Source organism: Paenibacillus pabuli, assembly GCF_039831995.1.
In the GTDB taxonomy this organism is placed as follows: Bacteria; Bacillota; Bacilli; order Paenibacillales; family Paenibacillaceae; genus Paenibacillus; species Paenibacillus pabuli_C.
Window position 1 is genome coordinate 3,595,844 of the sequence record NZ_JBDOIO010000003.1, and the last position, 12,247, is coordinate 3,608,090.

At 48.5% G+C, this 12,247-nt stretch carries 12 protein-coding genes; 2 read left to right on the top strand and 10 right to left on the bottom strand.

Going from position 1 to position 12,247, the window contains the following annotated elements:
• Window positions 1-158: 158 nt before the first annotated feature.
• Window positions 159-734, bottom strand: coding sequence for a signal peptidase I (lepB, locus tag ABGV42_RS18120; RefSeq protein ID WP_347383284.1), 576 nt, complete (start codon window positions 732-734; stop codon window positions 159-161).
• Window positions 735-993: 259 nt separating this feature from the next.
• On the bottom strand, window positions 994-1,419 hold the full coding sequence (locus ABGV42_RS18125; RefSeq protein WP_095293213.1) for a GNAT family N-acetyltransferase: 426 nt from the start codon (window positions 1,417-1,419) through the stop codon (window positions 994-996).
• 531 nt (window positions 1,420-1,950) lie between these two features.
• Here ABGV42_RS18125 and ABGV42_RS18130 point away from each other — a divergent pair.
• On the top strand, window positions 1,951-2,562 hold the full coding sequence (locus ABGV42_RS18130) for a superoxide dismutase (protein ID WP_153976821.1): 612 nt from the start codon (window positions 1,951-1,953) through the stop codon (window positions 2,560-2,562).
• A gap of 68 nt (window positions 2,563-2,630) precedes the next feature.
• Here the strand turns inward: ABGV42_RS18130 and mutY are convergent, their stop codons facing one another.
• The 5 genes from mutY to ABGV42_RS18155 form a co-directional block, all read right to left on the bottom strand.
• Window positions 2,631-3,986: an A/G-specific adenine glycosylase gene (mutY, locus tag ABGV42_RS18135; protein WP_431523656.1), complete on the bottom strand. Its 1,356-nt coding sequence runs from the start codon at window positions 3,984-3,986 to the stop codon at window positions 2,631-2,633.
• Between the two features lie 52 nt (window positions 3,987-4,038).
• Window positions 4,039-4,437, bottom strand: coding sequence for a holo-ACP synthase (gene acpS / locus ABGV42_RS18140; RefSeq protein WP_347382881.1), 399 nt, complete (start codon window positions 4,435-4,437; stop codon window positions 4,039-4,041).
• A 326-nt stretch (window positions 4,438-4,763) separates the two neighbouring features.
• Entirely contained in the window at window positions 4,764-5,573 is an 810-nt protein-coding gene (gene nadE, locus ABGV42_RS18145) for an ammonia-dependent NAD(+) synthetase (protein WP_347382882.1), read from the bottom strand.
• 138 nt (window positions 5,574-5,711) lie between these two features.
• Window positions 5,712-6,146: a BrxA/BrxB family bacilliredoxin gene (locus ABGV42_RS18150; protein WP_347382883.1), complete on the bottom strand. Its 435-nt coding sequence runs from the start codon at window positions 6,144-6,146 to the stop codon at window positions 5,712-5,714.
• A gap of 222 nt (window positions 6,147-6,368) precedes the next feature.
• Window positions 6,369-8,066, bottom strand: a complete 1,698-nt coding sequence (locus ABGV42_RS18155) for a two-component system sensor histidine kinase NtrB (RefSeq protein WP_347382884.1) — start codon at window positions 8,064-8,066, stop codon at window positions 6,369-6,371.
• A 297-nt stretch (window positions 8,067-8,363) separates the two neighbouring features.
• Here ABGV42_RS18155 and ABGV42_RS18160 point away from each other — a divergent pair, with 297 nt between their 5' ends.
• The gene (locus tag ABGV42_RS18160; protein ID WP_347382885.1) at window positions 8,364-9,641 is read left to right on the top strand and encodes an NAD(P)/FAD-dependent oxidoreductase; all 1,278 of its coding nucleotides are present in this window, start codon (window positions 8,364-8,366) and stop codon (window positions 9,639-9,641) included.
• Window positions 9,642-9,715: 74 nt separating this feature from the next.
• Here ABGV42_RS18160 and ABGV42_RS18165 read toward each other — a convergent pair whose 3' ends face one another.
• The 3 genes from ABGV42_RS18165 to ABGV42_RS18175 form a co-directional block, all read right to left on the bottom strand.
• The gene (locus tag ABGV42_RS18165; protein ID WP_347382886.1) at window positions 9,716-10,099 is read right to left on the bottom strand and encodes a hypothetical protein; all 384 of its coding nucleotides are present in this window, start codon (window positions 10,097-10,099) and stop codon (window positions 9,716-9,718) included.
• A 113-nt stretch (window positions 10,100-10,212) separates the two neighbouring features.
• A complete protein-coding gene (locus ABGV42_RS18170; protein WP_347382887.1) occupies window positions 10,213-11,463 on the bottom strand; it encodes an ABC transporter permease in 1,251 nt (416 codons plus the stop codon).
• Between the two features lie 19 nt (window positions 11,464-11,482).
• Window positions 11,483-12,214: an ABC transporter ATP-binding protein gene (locus ABGV42_RS18175; RefSeq protein ID WP_347382888.1), complete on the bottom strand. Its 732-nt coding sequence runs from the start codon at window positions 12,212-12,214 to the stop codon at window positions 11,483-11,485.
• Between the last annotated feature and the right edge of the window lie 33 nt (window positions 12,215-12,247).

The window sequence follows — 12,247 nt, forward strand, 5'->3', positions numbered from 1 at the left end:
TCTTCTTCCCCACTCATATTCACTAAACAGTGAACGCCCGCCTCGCTCGGGAGGACAGGCGTCTATTTCGGTACACTTCCGTGTGTACCGCATTTAAATTGTGATCAGGGTCTATCTATTTGACGCAAAATGCAGTCCAAAGTTTCCACACCAACATTTTACAGTTTCTTAATCTCGGAAAACGGCCAGAAAATAAACTCGGCTTTGCCTACAATCTCGCTGGATGTAATACTGCCGAACACACGGCTATCCTTGCTTTTACCCTCATGACGGTTATCACCCATCACAAAATAATGATCATCCTCAAGCGTAATCGGGCCAAAATCAGGGTCCTGCACCTCGGTATCCGTATACGCTTCTGCCTGCTGTTCTCCATTCACAATCAAATGGTGGTCACGTACTTCAACCGTATCGCCCGGTAGCCCAACAATGCGTTTAACCAGGAACTCCTTTTTCTCCACACCTTCACTCGGGTCCCGCAGTACAATAACGTCAAACCGGGATGGCTTCCCAATATCATAGACAATCTTGTTGACGAACAAACGATCACGCTCGACAAGTGTCGGCTGCATGGACTGACCTTTGACCATCGACAAATTAAATACAAACAGGTTCAGCAGCATCATGATCACAAAAGCAATAACGATCGTCTTCGCCCAGTCCCATAATTCTGCAGCCCAGGATTTACCCGGCTGTCCAGACCGCGGCGGGTTGCTTCGATCTTCGGAATTCATACGCTCTGTAGAAGGGATATTGGAGTTCAAAGGGACACCTCGTTTATCAATTTTGTTCCAAATAAGGCGATCATACTCCCTCTAAGTCTATCTTATTTGCGGAAGTGAAACAATTGGTTATGAACACCAATAGCCTGAGACATAATCTGCAGTGTGTCAGCATACAAATAGAAAGGCATATCCCCACGTGGTTACGTTGAAGGATATGCCTAATATAAAATGAAAATCTGTTTTATTTCTTTTCTTTAATCATTCAAACCTAAGCTTTGGACAAAATACTAAGTTTCTGAAAAGCACTTAATATCTTGTTGGCACCGTAACCCATAGCTTCATACAAAGGCATGGCTGCTTTGTTGTGCTCATCACCCGCGACCCATATTTGGCTGACTTTTCGTTGCTGAAAACGCTGCTCCATGGCCTCGACAAGTGTTTTGCCGACTCCACGGCGACGATAGTCTGGATGGACCGCAATACGGTAGATGCATCCCTGGTTGTGATCAATCGTACCGATCAAGGCGCCGACGAGGTCTCCCTCTTCTTCTGCAACCATAATCAGATCAGAATCCCATGACAATTGACGGGCAAACGGGCCCATCGTGTTCTCATAACACTCTTCCGATAGCGCAACCTGGAGAAGCTCCGTCATCTGGCTTGCATCACTCAACTGAAAGGAACGAACGTGCATGTCTTAAATCTCCCTTTTCGTTAGCTTGATGAGGTTTTACAAAAAAGGGATCCCCTTTTTACCAAAAACCCAATGTTCGAATAATGACAAAAAACGAGAAAATACCGCTTCTCCGTCAATTAAACCATACTTTCCGCCATAAAACACGCATTTTCTTTTGAAAGCGCTTAATTGTAACCGTTTACATCCGAATATTAATTTTTCTGTCTATTAAATCGGCTAATATCACATAAATATATTCATAATGGGTAAAATATGTTTGTTATCCCGAGTCATACAATTGATCAACGTCCCGGGGGACTTAATAAACAAAAATGTTGCTTAATTAGCCCGGATGCGGTTTAATATTAGTGGCAAGGGTATTATTACATATGTACCTGAGCAGTTTGCATCAACACAATGAGCGACTCTTCATGAGCAAGGTATAGATCGAAAGGATTTGATTCGTCTGAATCTTGCACCCGAGAGAATTCAATGGATGATGCAAAATGCTGATTAACAAAATTTAAAATCTCAGGAGGTATTTTCACTATGGCTTTTCAATTACCGGCACTTCCTTACGCTAACGACGCTCTGGAACCACATATCGATGCACAAACGATGGAAATCCACCACGATCGCCATCACAATACTTATGTAACTAACCTTAACGCAGCTCTGGAAAGCGCTCCTGAACTGCAAGAAAAAAGCTTGGAAGATCTGATCGCTAACCTCGACAGCGTACCAGAAAGCATCCGCACAGCGGTTCGCAACAATGGTGGTGGACATGCTAACCACAGCCTGTTCTGGGAAATCATCGGACCTAACGGCGGCGGCGCTCCTACAGGCGATATCGCAGCTGCAATCGACAGCGAACTGGGCGGCTTTGACAAATTCAAAGAAGACTTTGCAAAAGCAGCAACAACTCGTTTCGGTTCCGGTTGGGCTTGGCTCGTCGTAGGCAAAGATGGCAAATTGTCCATCACTAGCACGCCTAACCAAGACAGCCCTCTCTTCGAAGGCCTGACTCCAGTTCTGGGTCTGGACGTATGGGAGCACGCTTACTACCTGAAATATCAAAACAAACGCCCTGACTACATCTCCGCCTTCTGGAATGTAATCAACTGGGATGAAGTTAACAAACGTTACGCAGCAGCAAAATAAGACTGCCTGACAATAAGAAGAGCCTGATCCCGTCATCATGACGGAATCAGGCTCTTTTGTTTTATGGATTATTCCTTTACTTCATCATAAGCCCCAGCAAAGTAACTGCTGAGCAGCTTCAAAAAGACATTAGGGAACGCCAACTTTTCCATATCCTGCGGCCCAATCCAGCGATAAGCGAGGCCATCGCCTTTGCCTGTCAGGGCATCCTGCGCCGCGTTAATGGCGATGGCTGCTGACTGCGGCTCGCTATGCTCGCTCAGCGAGCCGTAGGCGTCCGCTGCATCGGAGTGGCCTGACTCCGATGCATGCGCTGTGCCGAAGCCGGATAAGGCTGGCGCAGTGGTTTGTTGTGCAGCCGCCTGTGCATCGTAGGCGGCTCTGGCTTCCGCAGCGATCAGCGGAAGCTCGTCACTGCCCTGGTCCTGCTCGGTGCACTTGTACACCTGCAGGTTCCATACAATGTGGCTGAACACATGCTCCGCATGGGTAGCCAGCCCCTCCGGGCGGGCAGCGAAGCCTTCCGCCCACAGACTGCCGGCCAGCAAAGCCATGGCCGGCTCATCGGCGAGCGGCTCCGCCGCGTTGCCGGCTGCGGCGGGCGCCGCCAGCACATGCGGCAGCTCCCACATACGGGCAAGCAGGCCCGTCGCTGGGCGCTGACGCACAAGCACTTGGCCGCGATGCTCGCCGCGGCCCTCCACCAGGGCGACCAGCCGCTGCTCAGGGCGCGGCGGCTTCGCCTTGGTCTTGACCGGCAGCGTGAGCTCCCGTCCGGCAATGCGGCCGGAACATTGCTCCATGACCGGGCAAGTCAGGCAGTGCGGCGCTTTTGGTGTACATACCAGCGCACCAAGTTCCATCAGCGCCTGATTGAAATCACGCGCCCTCCCTTCCGGAATGAGCTCTCCTGCAAGCTCTTCCATGAGCACCCGGGTGCTGCCCTTCATAATGTCCTCATCAATGAGGAAGTATCTGGACAGAACCCGCATCACATTGCCGTCCACCGCAGGCTGCGGCTGGTTGAAGGCAATGCTGAGAATGGCCCCGGCTGTATACGGGCCCACCCCTTTCAACGCAAATACGGCCTGTTTATCCTGCGGCATCTCCCCTGCATGCAGCTCCATTACCTGTCTAGCAGCCGCCTGAAGGTTGCGGGCACGGGAATAGTAGCCAAGTCCCTCCCAGTTCTTCAGCACATCCTCTTCAGCCGCTTCGGCCAGTGCCTGAACTGTCGGGAAATTGGTGATAAACCGGTTGAAATACGGGATGACGGTATCCACCCGAGTCTGTTGAAGCATAATTTCCGATACCCACGTAAAATAGGGGTTATTGTGACGACGCCACGGCAAGTCCCGTCGATTGATCATATACCAATCCAGCAAATTCACACTGAAGTGTTGCTTTTGTTCCATTAAACCCATATTTCCGTCCTCTCCTGTTACCTTGCTATTCATATTGCTCTACTCTTCCCGGCTATTTGTCCGTCTTCTCCACGATGGCAAAGGCTGCTGCAAGCTCGGTCTGATGCGTAATGCTGAGATGAATGTCATACTGCTGGTCATACGGCAATTGAAGCCGTTCCCATGCCTGGCTCGACAACGTGGCAACCGGGCGCCCCTTTTCGTCAGGAAGCACCTCGATGTCCGTAAAACTCATTACGCTGCCGATGCCGCAGCCGAATGCCTTCGACACGGCTTCTTTGGCTGCAAACCGCCCGGACACAAATTCAGTCATTCTTTTTCCTCGTTCAACTGCCAATTTCCGCTCAGCCGGAGTCAAAATTCGTTTTATAAATGCTTCGGCATGACGACCAGACAGCAGCTTGTGCATACGTCCAATCTCCAGTACATCGTTTCCAATTCCATATATCATTAACGATTCACCCGCTTAATCTTTTATGCTGTGTAGAATCTTGAATGGTTTCTATTTTTCGCTGCTCATCCGAACACGTATTCTATTGTAGCAGGAGGTGCAGCGAGAAGCGAGTATCTCGCCGACATTCCCATTTATGTTAAAATAAGAGTCAGGAATTTTCCCGAAATCGATAAATTTGCGAACATAAGGAAGAGATGCGTTCACAAAGGCAGTGATTGATATCATACCTTTTCAACTACAGCAAAAAGAGTCGCTGCCTGATGCAGTGACTCTTTTTCATTAACATGCTTAACCATTCATCCTGTACTTTTCACACCCACATTTTAGATGCCAGGGATGGCATTGCGTTTGTGGTGAGTACGCTTATAGAATGCTTCAAGACGTTCCTGCGCAGCAGGATTGATCTGTTTGCCTTCCAGATAGTCGCTGTTATCCTCATAGGAAATGCCCAGCTCCTGTTCATCTGTCTGGCCTTCCCAAAGCCCTGCCGAAGGAGCCTTGTCCAAAATTTCGCTCGGCACACCAAGGTACGCAGCAAGCTGACGAACCTGACGTTTGTTCAGGCTGCTTAGTGGTGTAATGTCAACCGCTCCATCGCCCCATTTTGTATAGAAGCCAGTGATGGCTTCGGAAGCATGATCCGTACCTACCACCAGCAGGTTTTCTTCAAAAGAAAGTGCATATTGCATGACCATACGGGTTCTTGCCTTCACATTTCCTTTGCCCTGTGGAGTCATATGACGCGGGCTGCCCATCGATTTGAAGCCCTGTTCCACTTCAAGCGCAATCTCATTGACCGCATCTTCAATATTGGTTTCCACCACATGTTTCAGGTCGAATGCTTTTGCAACCGCATAGCTGTGATCGATATCGGATTGTTCACCGTATGGCTGGAACACACCCAGTGTTTTGTATTCCTGGTTGTTCTCGGCTGTGAGCTCATCTGTAGCCTTTTTGCACAGCGCAGCAGCGACTGCACTGTCAATTCCACCACTGATGGCAATAAGCAATCCCTTGGTACCGGAATTTTTCACATAGGATTTCAGAAAGTCAACACGTTTGCGGACTTCCTCTTCTTCATTAATGCTTGGCTTAACTTTCAACTCAGCGATGATCTGTTGTTGCAAACTCATCGTTCAACACACCCCGTTTCTACATAAATGAAATTTGATGTCCAGCTTGAAAGGTCCGAATGGTTCAATAACCTTATTTACTCAAAATGAAACGCCCCGGCATCGGTCATCCGAAGGGCGGGGCGCTATTAGAGCTGCTTAACGGCAGTAACGGTCAAACGCACTGGTGAGCTCAGCAGCGATTTCCTCGGCAGAACGGTCTTCCACTTGGTGACGCTCGATAAAGTGAACGAGTTCACCGTCTTTCATCAGAGCGATGGAAGGTGAAGAAGGAGGATACGGTGCAAAGTACTCACGTGCTTTTGCAGTAGCTTCTTTGTCCTGTCCGGCAAATACCGTATACAGGTGATCTGGCGTAATATCGTGCTGAAGGGCTTGAGATACACCTGGACGGCACTGGCCTGCGGCACATCCGCACACCGAGTTAATCACGACGAGTGCTGTACCTTTTGCATCCGGCAGACTTGCTTCAACTTCCTCAGGGGTACGCAGTTCCTGAATACCCAGGCGAGTCAGCTCATCCCGCATCGGTTGAACCATATCTTTCATGTATTGATCAAATGACATCGACATTCGTTTCACTCCTTATAAATGGTTGTTCTATTATTTCGGGGAAAATGTACATACCTCGGAATTCCACAATCATCACTGCTCCACCATACAAAACATGGATTTTAATGATGTGCTATCCCTATTATACATCCCCAAGCAATGAAAGCAAGGATCAGACTCCGCCTGCGGTAAGGCTTATTTCATATTATTATGTCTTGTTCTCTGGCAAAATATGCTGAGCTCTTATCGCTGGAACGAAACCTTGAAGGTTGTCCCCTCGCCTTCTTGTGACTCCACTGTAATTGTTCCGTTATGTCGTTCCACAATGCTGCGGCACATCGATAAACCCAGCCCGGTCCCTTTGGCTTTGGTCGTATAAAAAGGCTCAAACAGCTTCTCTTGCTTCGGCCTTGGTATGCCAGCACCCGTATCATGTACACACAGCTCAACCTTGTCACCCACCATCCGCGTTTCGAGCGTAAGAACTCCTTTCTCTGTCATGGCTTCCATACCGTTGCGAGCTAGATTGAGTACCACCTGCTTGATTTCTTTCGTATTCAGGTGCAGCTTCGGCACGTTATGGTCAAGCATGAGTTCGATACTCTGTCCACGCAGATTGGCATCTGCCCATAACAAAGGACTCAATTCATGGATAATGTCATGCAGCTGGGACTCTTCCTTTTCGGAAATTCGGTTCTGGGCGAGGGAGAGAAAGTCATTGATGATGCTGTTTGCCCGGTCCAGCTCTTCCAGTACAATCTGATAGTAGTGATCTAGCGACTCGGGACTCTTCTCTTGCATTAATTGAAGGAAACCACGTACAACTGCCATCGGATTCCGCACTTCATGGGTGATGCTGGCAGCCATCTGCCCCACCAGACTGAGACGATCCACATTGTCCAGCTCGCTTCGCAGCATTTCCAGCTCAGTAATGTCCTGAATAATGAGCATGGCCCCCGTGACCTCTCTTGACCTTCCCTGTGAAGGAGAGTAAATCGGCACGGTCCGGGACTGAAATACATAGGAGCCATAGCGTACGGTCATGCCGTTAATTTCCCCATGCACAACAGCCTTGCGTATACTGTTCTGCAATCGATCAGCCTGACCCGGTTCGACAAACTGGCTGGCCGGGAGACCGATCAGATTGGAAGTGGTCGTGCAGGGCAGTTGATTTCTTGCCGTTTGTTCCATGGTATCATTGACAAACTGAACGGTTCCATCCGGGTCCACTGTAGCGATGGATAATGGAACCGCGTTAAGTATCTGGTGAAGTTTTTCCGTCTCGGATATGTATTGATGATGAACTTCGGACAGGTTTTGTTCAAGCCCCTGATGATGATGCATATGCTCAATCCAGAGCATACTAAAAGTGCCTGCAAGAACAGCACCAATGATATACCCTATCGTGATACCAATTCCTTGAGCTAGGGAGAACGTAGAATGGCCATCCATCAAAGGAATGCACAGCAGGGCGGATACGATCAATTCCGCTGCGATCAACGAGATGACCCTCGTCATTTTGCGTAAACGCGTATGGTGCTTGAATCGTCTGGCCGTCAACCATACAATAGGATATAGAAGAATGCCTGTTTGAAGGAGAAATTCGTACAAGTTATAGGGATGCGCAATAAGAAAATAAACAAGTACATGGAGAAGGGTAAGCGTGAGGCCTATCACAGGCCGGCAGTACAGTATGCTGATGGTAAGAGGTATAACACCCAATGAAATGGGAATGGCCGCAGGACTCGCATAATGGGCAAACAGCAAACAGAGCAGCATGCTGGCCGCACTGGTCACTGCCAGGCTGTTCAGCATCATTCCATTACGATCTGCCTTGGCCTGAACTTGTCTGGGAAGCCCCAAATAAAAAAAGGGAATCAGGAATACCGCAGAACCTGCAAGCAGCACCTGTAAAAGAATGTCCTTTAACGCAACCACCATGCCATCTCCCTCCTCGCCCGCACATTCCCTCATGTATTTCTGATTAAAACATAGGCGACAGTATATTACAATATATCCCTTGAGACCGCATAATAGAACAGTTGGTTCATCATAAATGGTCAAAAATGTGTACCATTTATCCTATAATCCTGCATAATTCGATTTTTAGCGTCCACGTGTACCATATATAGAAATTAGCATTCTATGGAATCTATATATGGTTTATTCAATTTTTTACCAAGGTTCAATTAAAAACAATAAACAGACAAAATCAATTGAAAAAGAGGGAAATAATATATGTATGATGTCATTGTAATTGGTGGGGGTTCCGCAGGATTAATGGCCTGCGTTGCCGCTGCCGAACATGGAGCCTCTGTGCTTCTGCTGGATAAGGGAGATCAACTTGGCCGCAAGCTCGGAATTTCCGGCGGTGGTCGCTGCAATGTGACCAATGCCAAAGAGACAGATGAATTGATCAGGCATATTCCCGGTAATGGGCGTTTCTTATATAGTTCATTTCAGAACCTGGACAATCAGGGGATCATGCGTTTTTTTGAAAACCTGGGTATCGCCCTGAAGGAAGAAGACAATGGAAGAATGTTTCCCGTTACAGACAAAGCCAAAACGGTGGTTGATGCTCTGGTAGGCAAGGTGGTTTCCCTGGGTGTGGAGATTCGTACCAAAGAGCCTGTCAAGCAGCTGATTCATGATGGACAGCACGTTCAGGGCGTCAAACTCGCCTCGGGAAAAACCGTCGAAGCCCATGCAGTTATTGTAGCTACCGGAGGCAAATCCGTACCTCAAACCGGTTCAACCGGAGATGGCTATCCTTGGGCTGAATCAGCCGGACATACTATTACGGAGCTTTACCCGACGGAGGTGCCCATTGTTTCCGGTGAGAGCTGGATCCAATCCAGAGAACTTCAGGGGCTGTCTTTGCGGGAAGTGGGGTTATCTGTACTGGATGCCAAAGGCAAGACTGTGATTTCGCATCGCGGTGACATGATCTTTACGCATTTTGGTGTATCGGGGCCCATCGCCCTCCGCTGCAGCCAGTTCATTCGTAAGGTACAAATGAAATCCGGCAGCCCTCAGGTCATGATGAGCATTGATTTGTTCCCTGAACTGACTCCAGCTGCACTGGAAAGACAGGTTCAGCAGGTCCTTGAAGAGGAATCACGCAAGGCGGTTAAAAACATTCTGAAAACATGGGTACCTGAACGCATGATTCCATTACTAATGAAACGTGCCGAGATTAGTGAAGACCTAACGTTCCACCACTTCCCTAAAGGCATGCTCAGCACATTATGCGGGCTAATGAAGGCTTTTACTTTCCGCGTGGATGGCACGCGTTCTCTTAAGGAGGCCTTCGTCACTGGCGGAGGTGTGCACTTAAAGGAAATATACCCAAAAACAATGGAATCCAAGCTATTGCCCGGGCTATTCTTTTGCGGCGAGGTCTTGGACATTCACGGCTACACTGGGGGATATAACATTACTGCTGCATTCTCTACCGGATACACGGCTGGCATGCATGCTGCAGAATATAAAAGCACCAGTAGTATAGGTAAATAGACAGGACATAGTTAAAAACCTCGAGGTGCCCACATGATGTGGAACTCGAGGTTTTTTTGGTTATTCATTTTAAATTATGCTTTCACACTGCCGGAAAATCCATCGACTGAATCGTCAAAGGTCGGGTCATCGTCCCGATTATGCAATCCTTGTTGAAGACCGCCGCCCTGACTTCCATTCGCGTAACCTTCTTGCCAATCCTCATTCACGATATGGGCTGGAATGGATATATCCTGAAATTGATCAAACCCGCCTGTTTCAGCCAGGAACGCGGCGCTTCCTCCGTGTGACTGCACAATCTCCACCGCAGACTGTACATCTTGGCGATCGGTAGGAATGTATAATTCCAGCGGCCCCGATTGATACGGCTTATATCCAAGCTCCTTCAACGTGGCCTCGGCCGCAAGCAATGCTGAATGGTCTGAAAAATGTACCTGAAGTTCACTATCGTCCATCATTTGTTCTCTTCCTCCTCGCTGCAGTTGATCTCATCTTCTATACATGAGACCTGTCTCCTATAGCATGGTCACTTATGCGAGACGATATGCGATTGCTTTTGGAAGAAAATACTTTAACTTAAACGGGTCAATCGAATCCACCCTCCGACGGAAAGGCAAAAGAGTCCGAAGGCCACGACAGCTGCCGCAACAACGACACTTGCCAGCCAGCCGAGCCAGGTTATTCCTAAAGCGAGACCCATAAGAAGGCCCAGCGGGATGAACAGCATCCGAACCATCATCAATCCTGCACGGTGCAGAGCAGCAGGGTCATAGGATAGGAGCTGCACATAGTCTGATGTCGCAAAAACATCCCATGAGCGATAAAACAGCAAGGTCAGCATAATGATCAGCAAGCAGCACACGATGACATTGACGGGAAAAGGGGGAAGCATGACTGCTGCTGTGGAGAGACTACCCAGCTGCAAATACAGTTTCATTGTAGACGAGTCACGAAAAAAGGCTTTATAAGCCGTTTCGGCTGTCCGGTTAGAAATGGAACGATTGCGCAGAAGCCTGCGCCTTTTTCGAAAAATGACTGTTTTTGTACGGGGTACCTTCGGCTTGGATACGGACTGACTTAACAAAAACGCTGTCATCTTCAATCTGCCTCGTAAATCCTCCCGTACATCCCCCTCAAACGTCCCCTTCATCCACAGCCTCATCTGGACCAACGTGAGAAGTAAAAGGATTCCCACAAATATTCCAGCAAGCTGTCTCCAGATCTCTCCATCCATCCAAGACGTTGTACGGATCGTAACAAATCCCATGGCAATCGCAGCAGAGATGAATTGAATCCAGCGCCTCCATCCGGTATATCGCACCTTTATGATGTGCAGAGCTATCGCCTGACATGAAGCAACTATACCAAACCAGAGTGCAAGGAGCGCGATCGGTGTAAACGACATGCCATAAACACGAGACCACAGAGGTGCGGTCAACGCCGTAATCACAATCATTTTGCCCAAATGCAGTAAACAAGCCCGGATAAGCCCTTGCTTCATTAAGGTCCGCATCCATAGCGGTCTCGATTTAAGAAAAAGCATGTCGGCTTCTTCCACAAAGAGCAATACACCGCCTGAAAGCATAACGATATCGATCACCCCTGTCAGGATAGGCACGGTTAGTTCAATCGCCCATGTTGGCAGCGGTTTGGTCCTTAAACTCGAATACCACCCGATCAGATACAGCAGTCCAGGAACCAGCAAATACACCCATACCGTCCAATCCACTGCCAATTTCAGATTCTTTAACTGTCCATTAAAATGCTCTCGTTGCCTGCGTCTATATAAACGAATTGGTGTATATCGCTCGGAATGTTCCATCCTTTTTTCACCTCCCTGACTAGGATGTCAGTATATCAAAACAGTCGAATAAGGATAACTCCGGCTGCCCGGCGACAGCGCGAATCTCATCCAGCGTGCCTTCAGCGGCCGATCTGCCCGCTGCAATCAGTATAAATCGGTCACAGATACGCTCCGCTGTGTCGAGTACATGCGTGGACATTAACACTCCCGCCCCGCGACGACGTTCCTCATCGAGTAATTGCAGAAAGTCCTTGGTTGCGCGCGGATCCAGCCCAATAAAAGGCTCGTCTACAATATATACATCAGGTGAGGCCAAGAAGCCGATCATCAGCATCATTTTCTGACGCATGCCTTTGGAAAAACTGCCTGGAAGATCGTCGCGTACATGATCCATGCCGAAACGAACCAGCAATTCCTCCGCTCTCGCAACAAACTCCCCCTCCTCCATTTCGTACGCGGCGGCAGCAAGGTCAAGATGCTCCCATAGAGTCATATATTCATAAAAGACAGGCTGCTCCGGAATATAGGCATATCTGCCCTCTCCTCCAATCGCTATCTCAAACTCGGCGAACTCCAGCAAGCCAAGCATCGTTTTGATGGTCGTGCTTTTGCCTGCACCGTTTGGACCAATAATACCTACCAGTTCTCCTGGATACACCTGGATTTGAATGTTTTGTATCGTCGACTTGCCTGCTTCATATCCTGCCTCTGCTATATGTACGTCCAGTATGGACTGCTTCGATGCTGACTCTTCCATATCGATCTTCATGACCTTCACTCCCCGGTTAATGACTTGTCCAGT

What these genes read in the sequence shown, in the direction of transcription:
- ABGV42_RS18165 (WP_347382886.1), bottom strand. Translation starts at nt 10,099, where the DNA reads ATGATGGACGATAGTGAACTTCAGGTACATTTTTCAGACCATTCAGCA.
- lepB (WP_347383284.1), bottom strand. Translation starts at nt 734, where the DNA reads ATGAATTCCGAAGATCGAAGCAACCCGCCGCGGTCTGGACAGCCGGGT.
- acpS (WP_347382881.1), bottom strand. Translation starts at nt 4,437, where the DNA reads ATGATATATGGAATTGGAAACGATGTACTGGAGATTGGACGTATGCAC.
- ABGV42_RS18160 (WP_347382885.1), top strand. Translation starts at nt 8,364, where the DNA reads ATGTATGATGTCATTGTAATTGGTGGGGGTTCCGCAGGATTAATGGCC.
- nadE (WP_347382882.1), bottom strand. Translation starts at nt 5,573, where the DNA reads ATGAGTTTGCAACAACAGATCATCGCTGAGTTGAAAGTTAAGCCAAGC.
- ABGV42_RS18130 (WP_153976821.1), top strand. Translation starts at nt 1,951, where the DNA reads ATGGCTTTTCAATTACCGGCACTTCCTTACGCTAACGACGCTCTGGAA.
- ABGV42_RS18155 (WP_347382884.1), bottom strand. Translation starts at nt 8,066, where the DNA reads ATGGTGGTTGCGTTAAAGGACATTCTTTTACAGGTGCTGCTTGCAGGT.
- mutY (WP_431523656.1), bottom strand. Translation starts at nt 3,986, where the DNA reads ATGGGTTTAATGGAACAAAAGCAACACTTCAGTGTGAATTTGCTGGAT.
- ABGV42_RS18150 (WP_347382883.1), bottom strand. Translation starts at nt 6,146, where the DNA reads ATGTCGATGTCATTTGATCAATACATGAAAGATATGGTTCAACCGATG.
- ABGV42_RS18125 (WP_095293213.1), bottom strand. Translation starts at nt 1,419, where the DNA reads ATGCACGTTCGTTCCTTTCAGTTGAGTGATGCAAGCCAGATGACGGAG.
- ABGV42_RS18175 (WP_347382888.1), bottom strand. Translation starts at nt 12,214, where the DNA reads ATGAAGATCGATATGGAAGAGTCAGCATCGAAGCAGTCCATACTGGAC.
- ABGV42_RS18170 (WP_347382887.1), bottom strand. Translation starts at nt 11,463, where the DNA reads ATGGAACATTCCGAGCGATATACACCAATTCGTTTATATAGACGCAGG.